Annotated in this window: 26 protein-coding genes and 1 tRNA gene; 18 read left to right on the forward strand and 9 right to left on the reverse strand. The window is 46.8% G+C overall.

Annotated elements, in window-relative coordinates; translation table 11 throughout:
• Positions 1 to 79: 79 nt before the first annotated feature.
• Positions 80 to 409 (forward strand): winged helix-turn-helix transcriptional regulator, encoded by a 330-nt coding sequence (locus CHA6605_RS02745; protein WP_015158021.1) that lies wholly within the window; start codon positions 80 to 82, stop codon positions 407 to 409.
• Positions 410 to 424: 15 nt separating this feature from the next.
• Here CHA6605_RS02745 and CHA6605_RS36035 read toward each other — a convergent pair whose 3' ends face one another.
• Together CHA6605_RS36035 and CHA6605_RS02750 are read right to left on the reverse strand one after the other, a co-directional pair.
• Positions 425 to 550 (reverse strand): hypothetical protein, encoded by a 126-nt coding sequence (locus tag CHA6605_RS36035; protein ID WP_269744559.1) that lies wholly within the window; start codon positions 548 to 550, stop codon positions 425 to 427.
• Positions 551 to 879: 329 nt separating this feature from the next.
• Positions 880 to 952: transfer RNA gene (locus tag CHA6605_RS02750), tRNA-Val, on the reverse strand.
• Positions 953 to 987: 35 nt separating this feature from the next.
• On the opposite strand from CHA6605_RS02750, the gene CHA6605_RS36040 reads away from it, so the two are divergent.
• Positions 988 to 1,110 carry a hypothetical protein gene (locus tag CHA6605_RS36040; RefSeq protein ID WP_015158022.1) on the forward strand — a complete coding sequence of 41 codons (123 nt, stop codon included), beginning with the start codon at positions 988 to 990 and terminating at the stop codon, positions 1,108 to 1,110.
• 75 nt (positions 1,111 to 1,185) lie between these two features.
• Complete coding sequence (locus tag CHA6605_RS02755) at positions 1,186 to 2,316, forward strand: glycosyltransferase family 4 protein (protein WP_015158023.1); 1,131 nt, start codon at positions 1,186 to 1,188, stop codon at positions 2,314 to 2,316.
• 150 nt (positions 2,317 to 2,466) lie between these two features.
• Here CHA6605_RS02755 and CHA6605_RS02760 read toward each other — a convergent pair whose 3' ends face one another.
• Complete coding sequence (locus tag CHA6605_RS02760; protein ID WP_015158024.1) at positions 2,467 to 2,739, reverse strand: DUF7219 family protein; 273 nt, start codon at positions 2,737 to 2,739, stop codon at positions 2,467 to 2,469.
• Positions 2,740 to 3,177: 438 nt separating this feature from the next.
• Here CHA6605_RS02760 and purC point away from each other — a divergent pair, with 438 nt between their 5' ends.
• From purC to CHA6605_RS02815, 11 genes are all read left to right on the forward strand, one after another.
• Positions 3,178 to 3,906: a phosphoribosylaminoimidazolesuccinocarboxamide synthase gene (gene purC, locus CHA6605_RS02765; RefSeq protein WP_015158025.1), complete on the forward strand. Its 729-nt coding sequence runs from the start codon at positions 3,178 to 3,180 to the stop codon at positions 3,904 to 3,906.
• A gap of 80 nt (positions 3,907 to 3,986) precedes the next feature.
• Positions 3,987 to 6,116, forward strand: coding sequence for a BamA/TamA family outer membrane protein (locus CHA6605_RS02770; RefSeq protein ID WP_015158026.1), 2,130 nt, complete (start codon positions 3,987 to 3,989; stop codon positions 6,114 to 6,116).
• Between the two features lie 432 nt (positions 6,117 to 6,548).
• Positions 6,549 to 6,854 carry a hypothetical protein gene (locus CHA6605_RS02775; protein ID WP_051038655.1) on the forward strand — a complete coding sequence of 102 codons (306 nt, stop codon included), beginning with the start codon at positions 6,549 to 6,551 and terminating at the stop codon, positions 6,852 to 6,854.
• A gap of 333 nt (positions 6,855 to 7,187) precedes the next feature.
• Complete coding sequence (gene nuoH, locus CHA6605_RS02780) at positions 7,188 to 8,306, forward strand: NADH-quinone oxidoreductase subunit NuoH (protein WP_015158028.1); 1,119 nt, start codon at positions 7,188 to 7,190, stop codon at positions 8,304 to 8,306.
• A gap of 328 nt (positions 8,307 to 8,634) precedes the next feature.
• Positions 8,635 to 9,186, forward strand: a complete 552-nt coding sequence (gene ndhI, locus CHA6605_RS02785; protein WP_181243965.1) for an NAD(P)H-quinone oxidoreductase subunit I — start codon at positions 8,635 to 8,637, stop codon at positions 9,184 to 9,186.
• Positions 9,187 to 9,381: 195 nt separating this feature from the next.
• Entirely contained in the window at positions 9,382 to 9,972 is a 591-nt protein-coding gene (locus CHA6605_RS02790; protein WP_015158030.1) for an NADH-quinone oxidoreductase subunit J, read from the forward strand.
• Between the two features lie 114 nt (positions 9,973 to 10,086).
• Positions 10,087 to 10,401 (forward strand): NADH-quinone oxidoreductase subunit NuoK, encoded by a 315-nt coding sequence (gene nuoK / locus CHA6605_RS02795; protein WP_015158031.1) that lies wholly within the window; start codon positions 10,087 to 10,089, stop codon positions 10,399 to 10,401.
• Between the two features lie 190 nt (positions 10,402 to 10,591).
• Positions 10,592 to 12,016 (forward strand): IctB family putative bicarbonate transporter, encoded by a 1,425-nt coding sequence (locus CHA6605_RS02800; protein ID WP_041548641.1) that lies wholly within the window; start codon positions 10,592 to 10,594, stop codon positions 12,014 to 12,016.
• A gap of 43 nt (positions 12,017 to 12,059) precedes the next feature.
• Positions 12,060 to 13,385 (forward strand): O-antigen ligase family protein, encoded by a 1,326-nt coding sequence (locus tag CHA6605_RS02805; protein WP_015158033.1) that lies wholly within the window; start codon positions 12,060 to 12,062, stop codon positions 13,383 to 13,385.
• 177 nt (positions 13,386 to 13,562) lie between these two features.
• On the forward strand, positions 13,563 to 13,991 hold the full coding sequence (locus CHA6605_RS02810) for a J domain-containing protein (protein ID WP_015158034.1): 429 nt from the start codon (positions 13,563 to 13,565) through the stop codon (positions 13,989 to 13,991).
• Positions 13,992 to 14,229: 238 nt separating this feature from the next.
• Entirely contained in the window at positions 14,230 to 15,426 is a 1,197-nt protein-coding gene (locus CHA6605_RS02815; protein ID WP_015158035.1) for a trypsin-like peptidase domain-containing protein, read from the forward strand.
• A 56-nt stretch (positions 15,427 to 15,482) separates the two neighbouring features.
• Here the strand turns inward: CHA6605_RS02815 and CHA6605_RS02820 are convergent, their stop codons facing one another.
• From CHA6605_RS02820 to CHA6605_RS02840, 5 genes are all read right to left on the reverse strand, one after another.
• Positions 15,483 to 15,845, reverse strand: coding sequence for a response regulator transcription factor (locus CHA6605_RS02820; protein ID WP_015158036.1), 363 nt, complete (start codon positions 15,843 to 15,845; stop codon positions 15,483 to 15,485).
• A 233-nt stretch (positions 15,846 to 16,078) separates the two neighbouring features.
• A complete protein-coding gene (locus tag CHA6605_RS02825) occupies positions 16,079 to 16,789 on the reverse strand; it encodes a tetratricopeptide repeat protein (RefSeq protein ID WP_015158037.1) in 711 nt (236 codons plus the stop codon).
• A gap of 298 nt (positions 16,790 to 17,087) precedes the next feature.
• Complete coding sequence (locus tag CHA6605_RS02830) at positions 17,088 to 19,445, reverse strand: CHASE2 domain-containing serine/threonine-protein kinase (protein WP_015158038.1); 2,358 nt, start codon at positions 19,443 to 19,445, stop codon at positions 17,088 to 17,090.
• 66 nt (positions 19,446 to 19,511) lie between these two features.
• A complete protein-coding gene (locus CHA6605_RS02835) occupies positions 19,512 to 20,060 on the reverse strand; it encodes a glutathione S-transferase family protein (protein ID WP_015158039.1) in 549 nt (182 codons plus the stop codon).
• A gap of 45 nt (positions 20,061 to 20,105) precedes the next feature.
• A complete protein-coding gene (locus CHA6605_RS02840) occupies positions 20,106 to 21,521 on the reverse strand; it encodes a CmpA/NrtA family ABC transporter substrate-binding protein (protein WP_015158040.1) in 1,416 nt (471 codons plus the stop codon).
• A gap of 180 nt (positions 21,522 to 21,701) precedes the next feature.
• On the opposite strand from CHA6605_RS02840, the gene dusB reads away from it, so the two are divergent.
• Complete coding sequence (gene dusB, locus CHA6605_RS02845; protein ID WP_015158041.1) at positions 21,702 to 22,691, forward strand: tRNA dihydrouridine synthase DusB; 990 nt, start codon at positions 21,702 to 21,704, stop codon at positions 22,689 to 22,691.
• A 41-nt stretch (positions 22,692 to 22,732) separates the two neighbouring features.
• Here the strand turns inward: dusB and psb30 are convergent, their stop codons facing one another.
• Positions 22,733 to 22,873, reverse strand: coding sequence for a photosystem II reaction center protein Ycf12/Psb30 (gene psb30 / locus CHA6605_RS02850; protein WP_015158042.1), 141 nt, complete (start codon positions 22,871 to 22,873; stop codon positions 22,733 to 22,735).
• Positions 22,874 to 23,116: 243 nt separating this feature from the next.
• Here psb30 and CHA6605_RS02855 point away from each other — a divergent pair, with 243 nt between their 5' ends.
• The 3 genes from CHA6605_RS02855 to CHA6605_RS02865 all read left to right on the forward strand — a co-directional run bounded on the left by CHA6605_RS02855 (position 23,117) and on the right by CHA6605_RS02865 (position 25,024).
• Positions 23,117 to 23,473, forward strand: coding sequence for a YkgJ family cysteine cluster protein (locus CHA6605_RS02855; RefSeq protein ID WP_015158043.1), 357 nt, complete (start codon positions 23,117 to 23,119; stop codon positions 23,471 to 23,473).
• A gap of 84 nt (positions 23,474 to 23,557) precedes the next feature.
• On the forward strand, positions 23,558 to 23,947 hold the full coding sequence (locus CHA6605_RS02860; protein WP_015158044.1) for a TMEM165/GDT1 family protein: 390 nt from the start codon (positions 23,558 to 23,560) through the stop codon (positions 23,945 to 23,947).
• A gap of 24 nt (positions 23,948 to 23,971) precedes the next feature.
• Complete coding sequence (locus CHA6605_RS02865) at positions 23,972 to 25,024, forward strand: NAD(P)/FAD-dependent oxidoreductase (RefSeq protein WP_015158045.1); 1,053 nt, start codon at positions 23,972 to 23,974, stop codon at positions 25,022 to 25,024.
• Positions 25,025 to 25,032 lie beyond the last annotated feature (8 nt).

Consider the following 25,032-nt stretch of genomic DNA (forward strand, 5'->3'; position numbering starts at 1 on the left):
TTAACTACTACGGTATAGCTTCCAATTGCGATTTGGAAAGTACTTACTTTTTTGTAAGTGTTATTGAGGAGCAAAATAGTTGCAATTAGAACAACCAACAGGTGCTGTATTCGTCCAAACCACTCTCAAAGTGTTGGGTGGTAAATGGAAATTATTAATTTTATGGTATTTAAAAGATGAACCAAAACGCTTTAGCGAACTCAAACGATCGATCCCCAATATTACCGAAAAAATGTTGATGCAACAGTTGCGCGAACTCGAAAAAGACGAGATTATCGTGCGAAATGTTCGATCGACAGTACCGCTTAAAGTTGAGTATTCATTCTCAGATTATGGAAAAACGATTATTCCGGTATTAATTCCTCTTTGCGATTGGGGCAAAGAACATTTACAGCGGATAAATAGTTAATCTAACTTGACTCAATCACCCGTACCAAGCAATCTCGCCACGATCGTCGAGATATGTACCGTTGGCGAATTTTCCATCGTTGCCAGCTTCACGATAATTACGGTAATTTGTTCTTTGTTCTACTGTATGACTTGTCCCCATTGTTTAAAAACCATTAGCGATCTAGAGCTTAACGATCGCATCTACGCAGAAGTTTGATGGCATACGCGCCATCTCCGAGCAAGAACTGAACGATCGTGGCGATCGTGTCCTCAACAGATTAATATCTTTCGGCAACTGAATTAGAAGACACTACAGGTTATTTATTCGTCAAAAAAAGACCCTTACGAGATCGATCGTAAAAGTCATGCAATTTTCTCTTTCCTCGATCTGTCCCCAAATAGAGACACTATATATAGTCTGTCTCATTTTGAGACTCTTTAATACAGTAGTACACAAGAGCTATAATAACGCAAATAAGCACACTAAAATGGACGGTACAGGACTCGAACCTGTGACAGCCTGCTTGTAAGGCAGGAGCTCTACCAACTGAGCTAACCGTCCGCGATTTGACGCTTAACTAATATAGCTGAGATTTAATGCCTAGTCAAGTGGTAACAGTAGATTATTTCGATCGCCTCGTTGGCGGAGCCTCTCAGAATGAGAATCGGCAGCCACAACTGACGATAAATTTTAGCGCGATCGCCGCCAAAGCCAGGTAACATACGTACCTAGGAGACGATCTATCGGATCGCTACTAAAACACTGCCGCCAAGATTCCCAATATCTGCTCAACGATGCGTATCGCTCTATTCACCGAAACTTTTTTACCAAAAGTCGATGGAATTGTTACTCGACTCAAGCACACGATCGAACAGCTTACTCGGCATGGCGATGAGGTCTTGGTTTTTTGTCCGGATGGGGGATTGCAGTCTTACCATGGTGCAAAAATTTATGGGCTGTCGGCGTTTCCGCTCCCACTCTATCCCGAACTCAAACTAGCTCTACCCCGACCGGAAATCGGCCAACAATTAGCCCAATTTCAGCCAGATTTAATTCATGTCGTCAATCCTGCGGTCTTAGGGCTAGCCGGAATTTATTATGCCAAGTCCAGCCAAATTCCGTTGGTCGCTTCTTATCATACTCATTTGCCCAAATATCTCGACCACTATGGGTTGGGCATCTTTGAAGGTTTATTGTGGGAGCTACTTAAAGGGGCGCACAATCAAGCGCAGTTAAATCTCTGTACTTCTAGTGCGATGGTACGAGAATTGAGCGATCGTGGCATCGAGCGAGTAGACTTGTGGCAGCGGGGAGTAGATACCGAAACTTTTCATCCCAATAAAATGACAGCTCCAATGCGCGAGCATTTAAGTCAAGGTGAGCCAGCAAGCCACTTGTTGTTGTATGTGGGCAGACTTGGGGCTGAGAAAGAAATCGAGCAAATAAAACCCGTTCTCGCAGCCATCCCTGGCGCGCGGCTGGCGATCGTTGGCGATGGCCCGCATCGAGCGGTATTGGAAAGTTACTTTGCCGATACGCCGACTCATTTCGTCGGCTATTTGGGTGGCGAAAAACTAGCCGCAGCTTATGCTGCTGCCGATGCGTTTATTTTTCCATCGCGGACGGAGACTTTAGGTTTGGTATTGCTCGAAGCGATGGCGGCTGGCTGTCCGGTAATTGCTGCACGCTCTGGTGGTATTCCCGATATTGTCACCGATGGCCAGAATGGTTATCTCTTCGATCCGCAAGATCCGCAAGGCGCGATCTCTGCTACCCAAAAACTTTTCGCCGATCCATCTGCCAATCTTCAGCTTCGCGACAATGCCCGGACGGAAGCCGAACGTTGGGGTTGGTCGGCAGCTACGCAACAACTCCAAGGCTACTATCGGCAAGTAGTCGGAGCCAGAGTCGGCGGTAAGGGGTAGGGGTGGATTGGTAGGGATTTTGGATTTTGGATTTTGGATTTTGGATTTTGGATTTTGGATTGCGGATTGCAGGTTGGAAATGTCCCCCCGTCCCTCCTGTCCCTCCGTCCCCCCGTCCCCTCGTCTCCCCCTCTGGCCACCTACACTCGCTTACTCCGCATACTCACCTGGGTCTTGTGGCTCGTCATCACTGTCTGCGCCAATGCCGAGCATTTTTTTACTGCGTTTGAGTCCTTTCCACAGAGCTTTAATTTGTTTGTAAGATTCTTCGGGTGTGAGCTTGCCCGCAGTCTCTAGGCTACAAATGTAACTAACTTTTTGTGTAAATTCTTGCAAGTTACTATTAAAAACCAGATTTTCTGGTTTAAACTCGCCGTTGTAACGGTTATTCTGATACAAAAAGAAGTCACTCTGTTTAGACATTTATATTGCTTCCTGGTGCTGCGATAAATTTGTAGACAAAAATTTATACTGGTGTCCGATCTTACCCGCCGGGTGGCGATTGTCGATCGCCACTTGGCGAACGTTGGTTGTAAGATTGCAATTACAGTCTGACTAACTCGACCCGATTCTTTACAGCAAGAGTAAGGCTGGGAGCCTCTTTAACCAAAGGTAGGTTTGAAGGGATCGAACGTGTATGACCGTAATTTAAAGGGTTGGGATGAATCAACGTCAACCGCATTTTAGAAGACGATGCTGAATTAAAAGTGTGCCTATTTTAACTTTTTCTCGTTCTTAGCGATCGCAAGTGGAACGTTGGAGATTAAGATCTAAGTGTTGGCTCTTGACGAATGCTTGCTAACTACTACCAAATTTTTAATTAAAACTTGGTAATGCTCTTATAATTTTAACTATTTCAGCATGAATTGTCATCCACAGATCTACGAAGGTAAGGCGAAAATTCTATACGCTACAGACGATCCAGACATATTGCTGGCGTACTTCAAGGATGATGCAACTGCTTTCAATGCCCAAAAGCGGGGCACGATCGTCGGCAAAGGCGAAATCAACTGTCAAATTGCGGCGCACTTATTTAGAGAAATTGAAGCTAAGGGCATTGCCACGCACTTTATCGATTGTCCCTCGGCACACGAAATGCGGGTGAAGTCGGTACGGATCTTGCCGATCGAAGTAGTGGTCAGAAATATTGCCGCAGGTAGTCTGTGCCAACAGACAGGCATCTCTCTAGGGACGATTTTGCCGCAGCCGTTGGTAGAGTTTTACTATAAAGACGATGCTTTGGGCGATCCATTGCTGACTCGCGATCGATTGTTGTTGATGGAGTTGGCCACCCCAGAGCAACTAGAGAGTCTACACTCCAAAGCTTTACAAGTTAATACTATCCTCCAAGAGTTTTTCCAACTGTGCGGAATTACACTAGTTGACTTCAAAATTGAATTTGGCGTAGACAACCACAACCAGATCTTGCTCGCCGATGAAATCAGTCCCGACAGTTGTCGGTTGTGGCTGACTGGGGAACCCGATCCCAATTTACGAGTCCTAGATAAAGATCGGTTCCGCCGCGATCTGGGCAATATTGAGGACGCCTATCAACAAGTTTTAGCCAGAGTTCTTGGAGTCAGAACATAGAGTTCGGTGGAGATGCGGTTTCGAGCAGATAATATCTACTCCAACCACTAGCTACTAACTACTATTCACTATACGAAAACATGAAATTGAAATTTAACTTACTTTTAGTTACCACAGTTGCCACGATCGGCCATATATCTCAGCTTCCCGCACATGCCGAATCTACTCGGATCGATCGACTAGTGTCTCAGAATAGTTTGGCTAGCACGGTTGTCGAAAAAAAATCATTGGGTGTTACGGATAACTTACCGACAGCCAAAGATCTGCTCGCTCAATCTCGATCGAAAACCCGCAAACCTACGCCTCGGAGCAAGCCAGTCAAAAAACCGAGCGCAGGCACGACCAAGCCAAATGCGACAACTCCCCAGAGTCAAGCCCCAACTACCCTACCAGCCAAGGGTCAAACACAAGTATTAGTCTCGGATATCATCATCAAAAGTCCGACAGGCGCATTAGCCCCAGAACTAGAATCGAGAGTGCGTCAAGTTCTGACAGTTAAACCCGGACAACCCACCACTCGCGAACAACTAGAGCAAAATCTCAATGCCATCAAAGCTCTAGGTGCTTTCTCCGCCGTGGAAATTGTGCCTGAAGACACGAGCAAAGGCGTCAGGTTGAGCTTTTTGGTGACCCCATACGGTGGTTTGCGACAGGTACAGATTAGAACTCTACCCGCTAATAGCACTACCGTTATCAAACAAGCAGACATCGATAGCATCTTTGGGAGCCAGTATGGCAAACCATTAAATGCGGTCGAACTCCAAGCAGCGATCAAACAATTAAATGAGTTTTACCAAAAGCAGGGCTACAACCTGGCGCAAGTGGTAGATGTCCAAGAACTCAATGCTGACGGGACTTTGACGCTAGTAATCGCAGAAGGCTTGATTGAAGACGTGCAGGTGCGCTTTATCAATAAAGAGGGTTCGTTAGTCGATGATAAGAAAGAACCGATTCGCGGCAATACACGTCCTTTTATTGTCACGCGCGAAGCCGAACTAAAACCAGGTAAAATCTTTAACCGCGCTACTGCTGAAAAAGACCTGCGGCGGATTTTTGGCTTGGGGATATTTGACGACGTGCGCGTATCATTTGCCCCTGGTAGCGATCCAGCTAAGGTGATCTTGCAGTTCAACGTCATCGAGCGGAAAACCTCTTCGATCTTAGCTGGGGGTGGTATTAGTTCTACTAACGGTTTATTCGGGAGTATCAGCTACAACCAATTAAACGTCGGCGGTAATGCCCAAAAATTAGGTGCCGAGCTGCAAATCGGTACTCGCGATACACTCTACGACCTGAACTTTTCCGATCCTTGGATTGCCACTGACCCCAATCGGACATCGTATAACGTTAATGTTTTTCAACGGCGATCGTACTCACTAGTATATGGTGGCGGTAAAACTCCCGCTTTCGTACCGGGAACTACCGATACACCGACGATCGTCAGACAGGGAGGCGGGATTACCTTCAGTCGTCCGCTCAATGGCGATCCATTTAGCGATAGTGCTTGGCGGGCTTCGTTAGGAGTACAATACCAAAAAGTCTCCGTGCGGGATATCAATGGCTCGGCGATCGTTCCTGTAGACTCTAGAGGCGGTCAATTGAGCTTTAGCGGTACCGGAGAAGACGATCTGTTGATGGTACAACTCGGACTGACCCAAGATTTACGCAACAGTTTTAGCGATCCGACTCAAGGTACGCTGCTAAAACTGGGACTGGATCAGTCGGTACCCATCGGTAATGCTAATATCTTGATGACCAGAGCGCGGGCGAGTTTTACCAATTATACTCCTGTGAAGTTGATTAATTTTACACCTGGTTCTCAGGCATTGGTATTCAATATCCAAGGTGGTACCGTTTTAGGCGACTTACCGCCTTACGAGGCGTTTAGCTTAGGCGGTACTAGCTCTGTTCGCGGCTATGAAGATGGCGATGTCGGTTCGGGACGCAGTTATATTCAGGCGACTGCCGAATATCGTTTTCCCTTAATCTCGATCGTCGGTGGGTCATTTTTTGCCGACTATGGTAGCGATCTGGGCACTGGTAGCAGCGTTCCTGGCAATCCAGCCGGAGTTCGCAGCAAACCTGGTAATGGCTTTGGTTATGGTGCGGGCATCCGAATCAATTCCCCCATCGGGCCAATTCGGATCGACTACGCGCTCAATAACATCAATGAAACGCGGATTCAGTTTGGTATCGGGGAAAGATTCTAAATTAGGGGATAGGGAATAGGGGATAAGGGATAGTGGGTAGTGGGAAGTGGATACTCAATAGTGGATAGAAAGTTTGAAGGCAAGCGTCCTTTTCTAGTTTTTCCTCTCTCCCAATCCCCCCTCTTTCCCCGTTCCCATCTCCACATCCACCTATCCACCTACCATGTATACACAAGTCGGTTGGACTTCGTTTTGAGATCTAAATCCCCCCTAACCCCCCTTAAAAAGGGGGGAACTAGATCCGGAAGTCCCTTCATACGTCCACAAGTGTTCTAAAATCGCGCCACAACCCCTTAAAAAGGGGGGAACTAGATCCGGAAGTCCCCCTTTTTAAGGGGGATTTAGGGGGATTCCCACCAATTAGACTCATTTCTAGAGATGTGTATACACCGTAGACCCATCCACCCATCTACTCATATACCCATCCCCCCGTTGCTTACATCTGTACTAAAGTTAATTTCGATCGGTTTATTACTCTGGTTGACGAGCGTAGCTCCAGCGCGCGCGGAATTTTGTCGCGTGGTGGACGGTCATCGGATTTGTATCGTCAACATTAAGCGCAGCGCGAAAAATTATTGGCAATATCAGGCCATGGTCAGTATCGACGGGAGCGAACTACCAAGAGCATCGTATGACTGTCGGGAGCGATTAATTACCGACTTAGATGGCAATACCGCATCATTTCGATCGCGCCAGGATGGCCGGATCGTGTGCAGCCTTTATCGCCGTCGCGGTTAATATCTGCGAGTCAAAGTAATGGTAATCATAGAGATGGCGGTCGATCGAGGATAGTGACGATCGATCGCTAAATACTCTTGCCGCGATATACTAGTAGGGGCAAATTATATTAATAAATACATAGCTCCGATCCGCGATTCCCGACCTTAGATCGTCGATCGACACCCTAACTAAACTGCGAGGATAGATTGTTACCGTCGTTAAATAACCGAGTGAAATAGATTGTTATCGATCGAGATGAGGGATGAATCGATCTTCCGCACCAATCCCCACCTTCCGATCGTGGCGATCGACTCGCGCATATAGATTGCTTAAAATAAGAACCCATATATTATGAATTCAGGTATTGACCTTCAAGGTACTTTTATCCAATCTCTCAGTGACTTGGGGATCTCAGCCGAACTGGCTAAGGTGATCTGGATGCCGTTTCCAATGTTGCTGATGATTATTGGTGCAACTGTCGGCGTACTCGTCAATGTCTGGTTGGAACGCAAAATCTCTGCCGCAGCCCAACAACGGATCGGCCCTGAATATGCTGGCCCCCTGGGCGTATTACAACCAGTTGCCGACGGTCTCAAACTCGTCTTTAAAGAAGATATTCTACCTGCAAAAGCCGACCCGATTCTCTTCACGATGGGGCCAGTCTTGGTGGTAATGCCCGTATTTTTGTCTTACCTAATCGTCCCCTTCGGCCAAAATTTGGTAATTACAAATATCAACACTGGGGTCTTTTTGTGGATTGCGTTGTCGAGTATCGTCCCGATTGGATTACTGATGGCAGGCTATTCGTCGAATAATAAGTACTCCTTACTAGGCGGATTGCGGGCTGCGGCTCAGTCGATCAGTTATGAAATTCCGTTAGCCTTGTCGGTGCTGGCGATCGTGATGATGTCGAATAGCTTGAATACGATCGATATTGTCAATCAGCAAGCTGGCTATGGCATCCTCTCTTGGAATATTTGGCGACAACCAGTTGGCTTCGTTATCTTTTGGATTGCAGCTCTAGCTGAATGCGAACGCTTGCCCTTCGACCTCCCCGAGGCGGAGGAAGAGTTGGTAGCTGGCTATCAAACAGAATACTCAGGCATGAAGTTCGCACTGTTCTTCGTTGGCTCTTACGTCAACCTGGTGCTATCGGCACTGTTGGTAGCAATTCTGTATCTCGGCGGGTGGTCGAGTCCAATTCCGATCGAAATGTTGAGCAATCTACTTGGTGTCGATCCGACTACATCATGGGTGCAAGTGGTGGATGCTTCTCTCGGGATTTCGATGACCCTCCTCAAAGCCTATTTCTTAGTATTCATCGCCATTCTCACTCGCTGGACTGTCCCCCGCGTTCGCATCGATCAACTCCTCAATCTTGGCTGGAAATTCCTTCTGCCTATCTCTCTAGCTAACTTGCTCATTACTGCGGCTCTGAAGTTAGCATTTCCCACTGCTTTTGGAGGATAAGGGTATTAGGCTTTAGGCTTTAGGCTTTAGGCTTTAGGCTTTAGGCTTTAGGCTTTAGGCTTTAGGCTTTAGGCTTTAGGCTTTAGGCTTTAGGCTTTAGGCTTTAGAGAAGAGTTTAATGTATGCTCTCTCCCCAATCCAAAATCCAAAATCCTGTCTTGTCTTGACGCACACAAACGGGAGGGAACCTCCCGTTCGATGCGTCGCTGTCTCGCTCAATCTGGAGGGAACCTCCAGAGCGCGAGCCGCAAAATCCGTCTTGATTGAAACACATGCGGAGGAAACCTCCGCGTGATTTCAATCGCAAAATCCAAAATCCAAAATCATGCTGAAATTTCTCAAACAAGTAGTAGACTACGGCAAAGAAACCGCTCAGGCTGCCAAATATATCGGTCAAGGACTAGCGGTGACATTCGATCACATGCAGCGGCGTCCGATTACGGTTCAATATCCTTACGAAAAGCTAATTCCCTCCGAACGATTTCGGGGACGGATTCATTTTGAATTCGACAAATGCATCTCATGTGAAGTCTGCGTGCGGGTATGTCCGATCAATTTACCCGTCGTCGATTATGAATACGATAAAGCGACCAAGAAGAAAAAACTCAATAGCTATAGTATCGATTTTGGGGTATGTATCTTTTGTGGTAACTGCGTAGAATACTGTCCGACTAATTGTCTGTCGATGACCGAAGAATACGAACTAGCGACATTCGAGCGGCACGAACTCAATTTTGATAATGTCGCCCTCGGTCGCCTGCCGACCAAAGTTACTGACGATCCGATGGTGACTGCTCTACGGACGTTGGCTTACTTACCCAAAGATGTAATGGAGCCTCATGATTTACCCGCTGGTTCTCAACGAGCTAAGAGCAATTAAATTAATTGATAATTAATAATTGATAATTGGGTTGTTAGGGTGAAGATTTAAACTTAAGCCTCACCATAACAACAATCTACCTTAAAGGTGTGAGTTAAACCTTTGTTAATTGTCAATCATCAATTAAATCCGATCTGCTATGGCGATCGCTGTAGCAATTACGCTGTTCAAACCTAGATTTAATTAATAACAAAAATGCAAATTGCTGAAGGTGTTCAGTTAGTTACATTCGGAATTCTCTCACTACTAATGTTGGGAGCAGCTTTAGGGGTGGTACTATTTGCGAATATTGTGTATTCCGCCTTTTTATTAGGTGGAGTGTTTATCAGTATGGCGGGAATTTACGTTCTGCTCAATGCTGATTTTGTTTCGGCAGCACAAATCTTGGTATATGTCGGGGCAGTTAACGTCTTGATTTTATTTGCCATCATGTTGGTAAATAAACGTGAAGACTTTAAACCGCTAAAAAATAGTTGGATCAGACAAGGGATGACGGTAGTAGTTTGTGGCGGGTTATTTGCACTGTTAGGCAGTGTATCGCTCGTGACTCCCTGGAAGCTCTCGACGACAATGCCGATGTCTAGCTCGATCGTGCCGATCGCCAAGCACTTTTTTACCGATTTTCTACTGCCATTTGAATTAGCTTCGGTGTTGTTACTGATGTCGATGGTCGGTGCAATTATTCTCGCTCGTCGCGACTTTATGCCCGATACTGTTAGTGGTATCACATCCACTCAAGATAGCCTGACGCTGCCAGAACGCCCTCGCGAATTAGCTGGTAAGTAGTTAAGGCAGAAGTAATTCGTGCTGAAAGATTTGCCGAAGGTTTATGAGCGATCGAGTAAAATTATTTTCAAACTCGATCGCCACTAATAAATTAAAGAATAAAGAAGAAATTAGATGTTGCAATTACAATTACCGTATTTTTTGATTTTAGCCGCTGCACTATTTTGTATCGGTATTTATGGATTGGTGACCAGTCGGAATGCCGTCCGCGTATTGATGTCGATCGAGTTGATGTTAAATGCGGTCAATCTAAATTTGATGAGTTTTTCTAACTACATCGATTCAACCGAAATCAAAGGCCAAGTATTTACAGTATTTGTCATTGCGATCGCAGCAGCAGAAGCAGCCGTAGGCTTGGCGATCGTCCTCTCGATCTATCGTAACCGCGATACCGTCGATATGGAGCAATTTAACTTACTCAAGTGGTAAGTTAAATGTTACGTTAAGTCTCGTGCTTGCTAAAAACTCATTCAATTGAATTGATGTCGATTGAAACCTCGGTAGTGGAAAGCGGTAAATAAGTAGATCGGTATAAATATTTATTAGATAGAGAATACCTGAGATTTAGATGGTGGGAACTGCCCGCCCTAGTATCAACTATCAACTATCAACTAATTTAATGTACTCTTTTTGGCAACGCCTGACATTATCAGACATCTCCCCAAACAACTGGTTTGATGCTAGTTACGTTCATCGCTGGGTCGGCTCCTTACAAGCTTGGCGACAACAGAGTTTGCTACTGCAAAGGGGTGACGAAATTGGGGCAATCTTGACATCGATCGTGTTTGTGGTATCTCCCTTCGTACCAGCCCTCGGCTTATCTACAGAACTAGTTGGGTTGTTGCTCGCTGGGGTAGCGGCTTTTTGGGTACTGCTGACTTTAGCAGACAATCGCGGTAATGGGATTACGCCCATTCACGTCACGTTACTGGCGTTCTGGGGAGTTTCCGCCATCTCCACTGGTTTATCGCCAGCCAAAGATCTCGCATTTAGAGGACTAAATTTAGTCACTCTCTACTTGATATTATTTATGATGCTGGCGCGGTTGTGTCGATCGAGTCGGATTCGGGATTGGCTGATTGGGATTTATTTGCACGTTGCTCTAGTTGTCAGTGTGTATGGGGTGCATCAATCGCTATATGGTGCCAAACAGTTGGCAACATGGGTGGATGCCGAGTCTACGTTAGCTAAGACGACACGAGTATATAGTTATCTCAATAATCCCAATCTTTTAGCTGCCTATCTGTTGCCAGCGATCGCGTTTAGTGTGGCAGCCTGTTTTATTTGGCGCGGTAGATTGCCAAAAATCCTCGCAGGCTTGATGGTAGTGGTGAATACGTACTGTCTGATGGTGACCTACTGTCGCGGTGCGTGGGTGGGGGCAGTGATGGGAATCGTCGTTGCTGCTGCTTTAGTTTATTACTGGTTGCGGCCTACATTGTCCCAGTTTTGGAGATCTTGGGCATTGCCGATGGCTTTAGGCGCGATTTTGGCCGTCGGTGGTGTAGCTATGTTGGTGATTCCGAGCTTGCGCGATCGCATATTGAGTATTTTTAGTGGTAGTAAAGATAGTAGTAATAACGTCCGGATCGAAGTCTGGAAAGCGGTGGCTAAAATGATTCACGATCGACCGCTGTGGGGCATTGGGCCTGGAGATCGGGTGTTTAAGCGGATGTATCCGGTCTATCAAACTAGTCCTCGCTTTAGCGCGTTGAGTGCTTACTCGATCTTTCTAGAAACGATCGTCGAAATTGGTTATGTCGGGTTCGTCTGTCTGCTGTGGATGCTGGCGGTAATATTTAATTGTGGCTTGCAAGGTTTAGCAAAAATGCGTCAGACCAGAGATCCGCAAGCTTTTTGGTTAATTGCCGCGATCGCCGCTATGGTAGCCACGGTCGGTCAAGGTACTACCGATACCGAGTGGTATCGCCCGCAGATTCAAACCCTCTGGTGGTTGGTAGTAGGCATCATTGCGAGTTTTTATCCCGCCACCGAGACTAGCAACTGGCAAGAAAAAGTTCTGGTTGAATCTAGCGACTCATAATTGTTGGTATAGTCTCTGTTGTAAGAGAATCGATCGCAATTTGATGATGCCTAATCTCCTCAGTCTCATTCCTGGCGCGACATGGAAACACCCCAATCCGAAATTGCAACTAGCGTGGAATTCCGCACGGATCGGGTTTGTTATCTTTCCGCTCGTTCCGCTCATTGGGGCGATATTTATCTTTAGGGGATTAGTCCACACTTGGCGGCACTGCGGCGACGAAATTAGGCGACGGCGATCGAATTGGGGCTTGGCAATCTTGTCCCCATGGTTGATTCTGGTATCTTTATTTGGCTTTCAACCGGGCGATGCAGCATTGGGTTTGGTCAATTTTTTGCCATTTTTTGCCTTTTTTGCGGCTTATCGGATGCTAATTCAGTCGCCAGATCAGTTACGGCAACTGGCGTGGATCGTCACGATTCCAGCATTACCAATTATGTTGTTGGGTTTGAGCCAAATGTTCGGCTGGGGGACGACGATTCCCCTTTTCGATACGGGTGGCTATCTGTGGCAGATGCACCCACACGGACATCCCTTGGGGCGCATGTCGGCGGTGTTCGCACATGCCAATCCGTTGGCAGCTTACTTGCAAATGGTATTTATTTTCAGCTTGGGGTTAATTGCCGATCGATACCAACAGGCTAAGGCGACACCAACACTCAAGTTTTGGAAAGCTCCAGCGGTATGGTGGTTGGGAGTAATTTTGGGACTGTGTAGCATCTGCTTGATTCTGACTAGCTCTCGCGGTGCGTGGGGAGTGGCCATTGCCAGCAGCCTAGTATTTACGATTTATCAAGGCTGGTACTGGATTTTAGGCATAGTGACCGCGATCGGTACGGTCATTTTGAGTGCGGCTTACGCGCCAGCACCGCTCAAAGAACCGCTCAGATCGATCGTGCCACGTTATTTTTGGGCGAGAATTACCGATGAAATGTACCCAGATCGACCCGAAGCAATGACGCGCGTCGCCCAGTGGAAATTTGCCTGGAATCTGACCCAAGCGCGTCCGATAACTGGGTGGGGATTGCAAAGTTTTGGCCCGTTATATCAACAAGTCAGTCAGATCTGGTTGGGCTACCCGCATAATTTATTATTGATGCTGTCATCGAATTTGGGCATTCCCGCCACGATCGCGCTATTTGGCTTAGTCGGTTGGATTTTAAGCCAGGGGACGCTCCTATTTCTCAATTTTCCACTCCAGTGGCGATCGGAACGGACGATCTTTTTTACCTACCTCATTGCCTTTGCGGGGTTTATCGTCTTTAACATCACAGACGTGACTGCTTTGGAGTTACGCTTGAATACTCACGCTTGGCTGATTTTAGCCTGTATTTGTGGCATCGTCGATCGGGCGAAGTCTAATGGCTAGCCTAAATTGCTACCTATAACTCAGCGGTTTCAATCGTTGGCATTCTAGTAGGTAGCAACTTGGGTTAGGGCTATCTAAGCTTTTATGTTGCTAGACTAAAGGATAAAGGGAAAATCCGACTGGAGCCAGCCCTGCCTTGTTGAAGTTCGCAACTGCCGATCGAGCGTGAGTATTTTCATGAATAGTAAACAGCAAACTTACTATGCTTTATTAGGCGTACATCCTAGTGCATCCCCGATCGAAATTCGCCGTGCTTATCGAGAGTTGAGTAAAAAATATCATCCAGACACGACGGTGTTGAATACGGCGACGGCGACGGTAAAATTCCAGGCATTAAATGAAGCTTACGCGACTATCAGCCATCCCGACCGCCGCTCCGCATACGATCGCCAAATCGGCTACTCGCGGCTGTACGTGGTGCAAATACCGCAAAATTTCCAGCCGCTCAAGTCGCGCCCAGATCGGTATCGCTCGTCAGCATATCTCGATCCGACCGATCGACCCCTGTCTGGTGGCGAAATTTTTGCGTTGTTTATGCTCGCAGCCACATTCATCGGCTGCTTCACATTAGCGATCGCGATCGGCATTGCTAGAGGGGAACTGTAGAAATACCATCAGGATTTACAAGATGAAAGGATTGGCAGGATTAGTCTTTCGGCACACTGCCAACTCTCAACTCCCTGCTTGGTGAAACGCACGCTGAGGGAACCTCCGCGCGATTTCATCCGCAGCTCCCAGCTCCCAACTCTTAGACTCCCAACTCCCAATTCCCGACAATCGACGGTTGAGTATTTCTGAAATCGGGTTCAAAATCTAGGTATACCTATTTTATAACTCGATCGCTATGGATATCCGCTCCAGAAAAATAGCCATAGGCACGATCTTAGCGATCGCCGGAATTGGAGTTGGTACGAGTGTCAGTACGTATTTGCGCCAGCAAGAGCGATCGCCACTGACTCGATCGAGCGACAATGACAATGCTGCTGCGCCACGGCAATCGATTGGAGCGCGCCCGCCTCAATATAATAATAGTAACTTTATCACGGCTGCTGTGGCTAAAATTGGGCCAGCAGTGGTCAAAATCGATGTTCCCGACTCTAACCAGCAGTCATCAGCGGTCGATCGGCGTGCGGCTGGGTCGCGTTTGGAAAGTTTACTGGAGGATAAGAGTCAAGCGGGCACTGGAGCCGGATTTATAGTGAGCGCGGATGGGAAAATCGTTACTACCGCTAGTGTCATTGCGGGAGCCAAGCGCGTCAAAGTCACTCTCAAAAATGGTCGCGTATTGGAAGGTAAAGTAATTGGCATCGATCGCGTGACAGATCTGGCCGTTTTGAGAGTTAATGCTAGTAACTTACCCACCGTTAAGCTGGGGAACTCGGATCGTCTCGTTCAAGGTGAATGGGCGATCGCCATCGGCAATCCCCTGGGCTTAGATAATTCTGTCACCGTCGGTATTATCAGCGCGATCGGACGGACGAGTACACAAGCGGGTATTCCCGATCGACGGGTCAACTTTATCCAAACTGATGCCGCCATCAATCCAGGTAATTCTGGCGGCCCTTTGCTCAATGCGCGCGCCGAAGTCATTGGCATTGGGACGACGATGCGCGATCGCGCTCAGGGTGTGGGGTTTGCCATCCCGATCCGCACGGCGACGCGGATTACCGATCGATTATTTGCCACTGGCAAAGTGAATCACCCCTATTTAGGCGTCCAAATGATTGCCTTGACAGCCGAACTTAAAGCTGGAATCGATCGAGAACCCAGCTTGAGATCGAAAGTAACTGCCCAGCAGGGGGCGATCGTGATGGAAGTAATTCCTAATTCTCCAGCAGCGTCTAGCGGCATTCGTCCGGGAGATGTCATCGTCCGAGTTGCGGAGCGATCTATTGCTACTCCCAGTGACGTCCAGCAGCAAGTAGAAGCCAGTCAAGTTGGTAAAAAGATTGCATTACAGCTCAATCGAGAAGGCAGGGTGCGATCGCTTCAAATCGAGTTGGGTATCTTGCCGACAGATGCATCCGGCTTACGGGAGTAAGGGTGGATGAGTGGGAAAAACGCAGTTTCAAAGCCTAAAACCTAAAGCCTAAAATGCTATTTAATAATGGATTCGATCGCCGTAACTAGCTCTTGTTCGGAATAGGGCTTGGTGATGTAGATATCCATACCCTGTTTTTGACCCCAAAAGCGATCTAAATCTCGATCGCGAGCCGTACAAGCGATAATAGGAATTTGACTGGTATCGGGATATGCCTTCAATAATCTACAAAACTCAAAGCCATTAATTCCTTCCATCGTGATATCTGTAACAATCGCATCTGGTTGTTGATTGGCGGCTAATTCCATACCATCTTCGGCATTATCTGTAGAGATAACTTGATAATTATTGTTCTTTAGATAAAGCGTTATTAAGTCACGTTCGGATGGACTATCTTCAACGATTAAAATTTTTTTCATTCTTTTATTTTAAATAATATACCAACAGTAAAGACAGCTTAAAGCAATCCCGATTGATAGAGTTTAAAATGAAACTAATTGAATTTTTAGTTAACTAAAATCAAAATTCAAAGTTGCTGTATATTCTTTCTACTGTAGCATACAAAGTAAACTACCCACTGAATGTATGTAAAAGTATAGACTCGATCGCGATCGTTTGAAAATCGACTTATCTACCTAAAAACTATACCTCTTTACTTGTTTTGCCATTGCTTGAGGAGGGCGAGTGTCAGCTCGTACATTTCAGGGTTGTATTGTTGTTTATATAATATTACCGCTCGTTCTAAATCGCTAATTGCACTAGCTGGCTCGTCGAGACGGTCGTATTTGAGGGTCGCACGCAGAACGTGAGCATCTGCATAGACAGGATCGACTTCGATCGCTCGATCGTAATCGGCTAGTGCCCCCTGCCAGTCCTGGAATTTATCGTATTTTAATAGTCCTCGATCGCGATAGGCGGCGGCAGAATATGGGTTGAGGTCGATCGCTTTGCTATAGTCGGCTAATGCGCCATGATAGTCATGAAGTCTATTTTCTTTAAGGGCACCGCGATTTTTATAGGCAGTAGCAGTCTGTGGATTGATTTGGATTGCTTTACTGTAGTCATCTAATGCGCCACTACAGTCATCGAGTCGCTTTTCTTTGAGTAAAGCGCGATTATTATAAACCACAGCCGCATTCGGATCGATCTGTGTGGCCATATTGTAATCATCCAATGCACCATAATAGTCATGGAGTTTATTCTCTTTCAATAAGCCACGATTCACATAAAGATCGAACGAATTACTTTTAAGTTCGATCGCTTTATTTAAATCGGCTAGTGCGCCCTCATAATCTTGCCGATCGTATTTAGATTGCCAAGAGAGAATATAATCGTTTGGAGTAAATGGATTGTCTTTAGACATTTTTACGGGAATCTAACTTAGCTTGATGTTCGCACGACTCACAAAAATTTTAGCGAGCAGATGATTTTTTGACTATTTTACTAATTTATATCATGTTAAAAAACAATGGTTGAAGATGAGGTGACAGGCTCCAGGGATAGAAAGGTTGTCGCGCTCCACAATCCGAACTTATTCGTGACGGACGCGCACAAGCTCTTGGCCGCAAGATCTGAGTCGCGATATTCAAGATTGTATTACTTTTTTAGAGCGGTAATATCTACCCGATCGGACTGCCATGACAACTGCTAGATCGATGAGCTTATGGTAAATCGATCAGTACCGCAGTTGCCGATTGATAGCGATCTCTAAAGTGGTAGGCGACCATTTTATCTAAGACTTTGGCTAGTGCGGGCGAGACAGTGGCGCGATCTTGCCAGATGAGATTGCCAGTACTCTCATCGACGGGTAAATATCGAGGATGCGTATTAGTCAGAGCTTCGATCGCGATCGTGCCCAAAGCATAAATATCGCTACTATAATTAGGTTGCCCAGCAAATTGCTCTGGAGGCGTATAGCCGCGCGTACCAATCGCGATCGTCATTTGTCGATCGTCTGGGACCTGCGGTTGAATTTCCTTGACTGCGCCAAAATCAATTACGACTAGTTTGCCACGAGCGCGATTCTCTTTCAGAGAGGCTCCGCCAACGCGAATGATATTTCCGGGTTTGAGATCGCGATGGATTGCATACTGACTGTGAATGAAGCCCAAGACTGGTAAGAGTTGCCGCAACAAATCTAGCACTTGCTCCTCGCTCCAGGGTTGGGTAGCACCTTCTAATTCGCGATCGAGTGGTGTCCCGTCGATAAATTCCTGCACTAGGTAAAACTCTTGCTGATGCTCGAAGTAAGCGAATAAGTGGGGAATTTGAGAATGGTGTCCTAATTTAGATAAAATCTCGGCTTCGGTATTAAATAGTCGCCGCGCCAAACTTACAAAATTAGCATCGCGTCTGGCGGGGACTAATTGCTTGATGACGCATTGCGGTTTGCCAGGAAGTTTGGTGTCGCGAGCTAGATAAGTCACCCCAAAACCGCCAGCACCTAATGTCGATTCGGCTTGATAGCGTCCATCTAACAGATAATTGGGTGGCATGGCACCAACTACTCGATCGAGACTGGGAGTTTGGTCTTGTTTGACAGTAGCATCGACGCGATCTAAAACTGTTGGGGAGTCGCCATCGGTGCCCAGAGCCATCGTCGTTTCTAAAGCTTCCGTCGTAGGTAATAACACTGGGGGTGTCTGCGTCGCTGGGATGGTAAAAGAGGGAGCTGTTTGACTCAACAACAGCTTGAGTTCGGCAATGGCGCGATCTTGCTCTCTAGCCAAATTTGCCATTTCTTGTTGTTGCTGCTGCGTGCGATAGCTAGTCAAGCCCAACACCCCAACACTACTTGTCACTAAACCCACCAAGGGACTCACCAACGGCAGCCACCCCGAATTTGCAAACGCAATTGCGTATCCACCCACTAACAGCATTGCCGCACCACTTGTCACGGCAAATAAGCGGATTGGATGGCGAACATACCAAGCCATTAAGCTCCCCGTCAAACACCAACCGCCCACCCAAAAGCCTTCCGCCCAATCGGGAATAAACCACCATAACGGCTGTTTATCTAAGACTGCGCTGAGAATTTGACTAGTAATCTGTGCGTGTACCATCACACCGGGCATCGTGGCATCTGCTGCGGCTCCGGCACTATAGGGGGTAAGAAATTCGTCTTTAAGGGAGCTAGCGGTAGAACCGATTAGGACGATCCGATCTTTAATTAGCTTGGGATCGACTCGATCGTTCAACAGATCTGAGATTGAGACAATCGGAGCTACTGCAATACTCACTTTTTGAGTATTAGCATCACGCCGCCGTCGATAGTCGAGCAAAATCTGATATCCGCCATGCTCGGCATCCTGATAGCCGCCATCGGTGCCGGAGATGCGGTGAAAATGCGCTGTACCAAGCCGAAATTCATTTTTTGAGTCAAAGCTACCGCCGATATTGTGTTGGCGCAGCAGGTATTCTTGGGCGAGTTGGAGCGATAGACTAGTTTCGCTCGTACAGGGCGATTTGGGATCGCGAGACATAAATAGTAAGGCACGGCGGACGATACTATCGCGATCGACAACCAGATCTACAAATCCCAATTGTTCTGGTGGAATGCCCGGTGGGCCTGCAATGCCGGGATTCTTCAAGTTACGATGGTGACAGCCAGGAATAATCAGGTCGTTTTTTTTCCAAATCTCAACGAGTTTGGCATGTCCCGGTTCTACCGGATTGGCTCTAAATACGTCCAAGCCAATGAGTTTAGCTTGATTATCTGTCAGTTTTTGGATGATTTGAGCGATCGTCCGATCGGGTAACGGCCAAACTTTTAGGCGATCGAGATCTTCTTCGGTAATTGCGACGATTAGCAGTCGAGGATCGGGCGGAATCGGCGATCGCCACCGGACGCTGCGATCGTAAGCTGCGAGTTCGCCCATCTCCCACCAACCGAGATGTTTGGTACCTAAAACTAGTCCCGTGACGCCCAAACCGACACCTAAAATTGTCACTAATTGCCAAGGCACTCGGCGATCGATTAGCGATTTCCAGATAGATAATAGTTCGAGCTTACGGAGCATTAGATGACGCCCTTAGCGATTACCATTAAAGATACAAGTGACAGTCAGACCTCACTCTCATTCCTACTATGACATCCCGACTTTGCAAGCGGGGCGATTCGAGATTCGATCGATATAATTAACAACTGCGGGATAAGCCGATAAATCTAATTTCAACATCAATGGAATATAGATTAGAATCGAACCGACTGCCACATCTGCGACACTAAATTCATCGCCTAAAATATAAGGATGTTTGGCAAGCATCGCTTCGAGCGGCGGCATTAATTTAGGCAATTCTCGTTCGCGACTTGCTTCGACAAAAATTCCAGTTGCTAGCGTCGAATTACCAAATAATGTCCACTGAGCGAAAATCGCTTGTTGCTCTAGGGACAATTCAGTTTTACTATATTTTTGATTCAGATATAACAAAATTGCCCCAGATTCAAATAGCGCGAAATCACCATCGACGATCGCGGGTACTTTACCAAAAGGATTGATTTTAAGAAAGTCCGGCTGGAGATGTTCGCCTGCGGCCATATCTAGCAAAATAAATTCATAAGGAATTGCTAACTCCTCCAAATACCAACGCACGATCGAAGCCCGACTCCGCGCACCACCATATAATTTAATCATCTTAATTATTCCCTATTCCCTATCCCCTATCCCCTATCCCCTATCCTACGCTCTCAACTCAAACCCATTCAGATATTCCGCCGCTTTATTCGGATCGAAAGCAACTCGATCGATGAACATATCTGGCTGTTCGATTTTGAGTTGTCCTTTGGGCAAATTCAACCAAAAAGCTTTGGCAATGTCTGCATAAGCAGCCGTAGGATATAATTGCTTAATCACAGCATCGGCATTTTTGGGATATTCAGTAAGCTGCTGCTGACGCCAGCGTACCATCTGCGTTAGCACCCACACGGCGTGAGAATGCCAGAGAAAATTGGCATGATTGGGTTGCTGGAGATAGTTAGTCGCTTGAAAATGAAAGATTTGAAAATCGGGAACTTTTACTACACCAGATTTACCATCAAAGCCACCGTAATTATAATTTCCGGCTAGGATTTTTTGCCAATTTTTATTAGTACCAGCATCCGTATATTGGGACTTACCTAAAACAGGTGCGAGTTCGGCCACATGTTGGGGATTGTCGCAATATTGACAAGCTTCTAATACTGCTGCCATCATTGCCTTAGCGGTAACCGGATTAGCTTGTAGCCAAGTATCTAAAGAAGCCAGAATTTTTTCTGGATGTCCGTGCCAAACATCTCGATCGATCGAAGCTGTAAAAGCTTTTTTATCGGCGAGCGTTTGCTGGTTGAATAGCTCATCGGTAGCATAACCGATCAGCTTGCCACTATCCAATCCGGCGGTAATATTATTAGGTGATAATACCTCGAATTTGAGATCGCGTTCGGCATCGATACCCATGGTTCCCAACCAATATCGGGTAGTATAATTTGCCATAGCGGCTGGATGTGCGATCGCAAATCCTGGCGGTTGTTTCAATTCGCGAAAGAATTTATTATAACTTTCTTGAAATTCATAAAGACTATTATATGCTTGGCGCGGTCGCAACCCGGCCTTCCAAGCCGTCTCACTTAGACTGATACTATTACCATTGATATTCAGCCCCATCAAAGCAACTGTATTAGCAGTACTCTTGCTTTTCTCTTTGTCATCATCTTGCTCTCTGCGATTGCGGCGACGACGTGGTTTCTCCGTATCTTTATCTTTCTCTCGCGATTTAACACCTTCAGCACTAAAATATTCCCATAGCGGGATCGCAAATAGAGTTTGAACGGCATCTAATTTGCCACTATGCAACTCCTGCTGCACCCGCTCCCAAGTTGGCTGTTTGACTAAAGTCACATTCAAGCCATACTTTTTGAACATCCCTTTTTCTTTGGCAACTACCAACGGGAGAGAGTCCAAACTCGATACGATCCCAATCTGGAGATCGGTTTTTTCCAACTTGCCAAAGTTAGCTGGCGGCTGGTTAAAATGAGTACTCCCTTGACTGTTACAAGCGGCAAAAGTCAAACTTGCTGCGGCGAGAGTACTGTATTGCAGAAATTGGCGACGCTTCATTGAGATGATATTTGAGAGCGGTAAAGTCTAGAGCTATGTTGAATTTTACAGGATGGGGCGACAATTTAGGTGATAGGTTTTAAGCTTTAGGCTTTAGGTTTTAGGTTTTAGGTTTTAGGCAAAACTGTATTTACCCCACCCATCCACCCATCCACCCATCCACTCCATCCATCCCCTCCCGTGAACTTCACAACTCCCCTCCAGATCGGCTCTCTCCAGCTTCACAGCCGTGTTTTTCAGTCGCCCTTGTCTGGAGTTACCGATCTGGTTTTTCGTCGCTTGGTGCGGCGATATGCGCCCGATTCGATGATGTATACAGAAATGGTGCAGGCATCGAGCCTGAGACATCTCAAAGAAATACCGCGCATTATGGAGATCGATGCTAACGAGCGTCCGATTAGTATCCAGTTATTTGACTGTCGTGCCGATTTTTTGGGCGAAGCGGCTCAAATTGCCGTGCAGCAAGGCGCACAGACGATCGATATCAACATGGGTTGTCCGGTGAATAAAATTACCAAAAATGGCGGCGGCTCATCGCTATTGCGCGATCCCGATACCGCAGTGGCGATCGTTAAAGCCGTGGTAAATTCTGTAGATATTCCCGTGACGGTAAAAACGCGGATCGGTTGGTCGGATGATGAAATAAATATCTTAGACTTCGCCCAACGGATGGAAGATGCTGGCGCGCAGATGATGACGATCCACGCTCGGACTCGCGCGCAGGGATACAATGGCACGGCAAACTGGGACTGGATTCGTCGGGTTAAACAAGTGCTCTCGATTCCCGTGATTGCCAATGGGGATATCTTTTCGGTGGAGGCGGCGATTGCTTGTCTGGAGCAAACTGGAGCCGATGGCGTGATGTGTTCTCGCGGGACGCTCGGCTATCCCTTTCTGGTGGGTGAAATCGACTATTTTCTCAAAACAGGGGAACGACTCGCGCCCCCAAGTGCGATCGCCAGATTAGAATGTGCTAAAGAACATTTACAAAACTTGTACTTATATAAAGGCGATCGCGGCATCTTGCAGGCTCGAAAACACTTAACCTGGTATGCCAAAGGGTTTTCGGGTGCGGCAGAGTTACGCACGCAACTTCAAGAAATCGGGAATGTCGCCGCAGGTGTCGATTTGCTCGATCGACAGATGGAATTATTGGATCGGGAGAGTTAGCGGCTAGCAACTGGCATTGCAAATAACTAGCCACCGATCTCCTAGAGATTACCGCGCAAAGCTGCTAGTAGAAATACCACAATGGGGCCAGCAATCATAATCATTGCCACCATTGACAATTGGGCGATTACTTCCCAGTTAATACTGAGCACGCTATCCACAATACCGCTCAAAAAATCCATATTTCCTCGCAAACAAACTTTAATTTATTATATCGCCAACAGGATCGGCGATATAATTTTATCCGCGTCTCGCCGATTGAGATTAATTTTATTTACAAAAGTACATGAGTTAGGCTTTAGGCTTTAGGTTTTAGGCTTTAGGTTTTGGAACTGCGTTCCTTGCGCTCCCGACTCCCCGCTCCCCGCTCCAAAGCAGAAGAAACCCGATAAACTGAATGAGTAATAACTGACAAACTCAAGAATATGTCTACATGGCGGTGTATAAAGCAGTGTGGGGCTTGCTGTAACTTAGATCCGAGCGATCGACCGGATTTGGAAGAATACTTACCACCAGAGCAGTTAGCCATCTACATGAGTATGGTAGGTGCTGATGGTTGGTGTATCAATCTCGATCGCGATACGCGGACTTGTAATATCTATGAAGATCGTCCGAGTTTTTGTCGGGTACAAGAAGATACTTTTGTGGCGATGTTTGGGATCGAGCCAGAGGATTTGAATGATTTTGCGATCGCGTGTTGTCGCGAGCAGATTGAAGGTGTCTATGGAGAGCGGAGTCTAGAAGCGATTCGATTCGATACCGAGCTGGGTATTTTCCTCTAAATATTCGATATTTTTGTCGATCTACTTGCGGAGTTGGGAATATGAGAAGATAATTGAGACCTTAGCTGTAGTTTAGGTTGTTCCGTGACTATTTCATCCTCTTCCGATACATCTGCCGATACTGTCCTCGAAACGTTAGAACCCTCACCTACATCCGTTGGGGCAGAGTCTCCAGTCGCCACTCAACAAACATCGAGCATGTGGGGTACCTTCTTTTCGACGTTTATCACGATTTTTTTAGCCGAGATGGGCGATAAGACTCAATTAGCGACGCTATTATTGAGTGCCCAATCTCAGTCGCCATGGATCGTGTTTATCGGTGCGGGAACTGCTTTAATCGCGACAAGTTTGGTGGGGGTACTTTTAGGGCGTTATTTGGCGAAGATATTATCGCCCAGAACTCTAGATATCGCTGCGGGAGCATTATTGATGATAGTGTCGATCCTCTTGCTAGGAGATGTGGTGCAACTCTAAACCCACTCAGCTCTATCAAATACCATGAATCATCCGATCGAAATTGCAATTATCGGTGCTGGAATGGCCGGAATTGCCTGTGCCAAAGAACTGCAAGCAAACGGATATCGAGGAATCACGATCTGGGAAAAGTCTAGAGGGGTTGGTGGGAGATTGACAACGCGGCGGATGTTCGATACTTGTGTCGATCGGGGGACTTGTTATATTTCCCCCAAAGGGGAGCGATTTCGGGCGTTATTCGATCGACTTATTGCTGCCAATATCGTCGAGACATGGACGGATACTACCCATACGCTAACTGCTGATGGCAATCTGCTCGCTGATGCCGATATTTATCCCCGTTATGTAGCTCCAGGCGGGATGAATCAAATTGCCAAATATCTGGCGACAGATTTAGATATTCGATTCGGACAACGCGCGATCGCGATCCAACCAGATGGTAACCTGTGGCGACTGACGATCGATGGTACCGAACCCACCGAAATTCTTGCCCGCACGGTCATTCTGGCTATTCCTGCGCCCCAAGCTCTCGATTTACTTTCGCCCCTGGCAGATATTTTGCCGAGTGAGTTTCTAACTAACTTAAAATCTGTCGAATTTTATCCCTCGATCGCAGTTGCCGCAGGATATACACCAACTCAATTAGCCGAATGGGAATCTACATATCCGCAGGTAAAATCGGTGACTTGTATCGACGATCCGATTGTAGCTTGGGTGGGGTTAGATAGTAGCAAACGCCACCAACCCGCCCCACCAGCATTCGTGCTTCAGAGTACCGCTAATTTCGCCGCCAAGTACCCCAATCTAGAAAATACCCCAGCGGCAGCCCTGGCGATGTTAGCACAGGCTAGCGATCGATTTTTGCCGTGGTTCGAGGAGGCTCAATGGCAGCAACCGCACCTGTGGCGGTATGCTTTTCCTAAATCTCCGCTTAATGGTACTGCTTATCTGTCGATCGATCTACCCGCACCTTTGTTTTGCACTGGCGACTGGTGTGGTGGATATAAGGTAGAAGATGCTTATCTAGCTGGTATTGCGGTAGCTGAGAAATTTGGTTCGATCCAGCCTGCAATCTGAATCGAGAA

This window comes from Chamaesiphon minutus PCC 6605, assembly GCF_000317145.1.
Taxonomy (GTDB): Bacteria; Cyanobacteriota; Cyanobacteriia; order Cyanobacteriales; family Chamaesiphonaceae; genus Chamaesiphon; species Chamaesiphon minutus.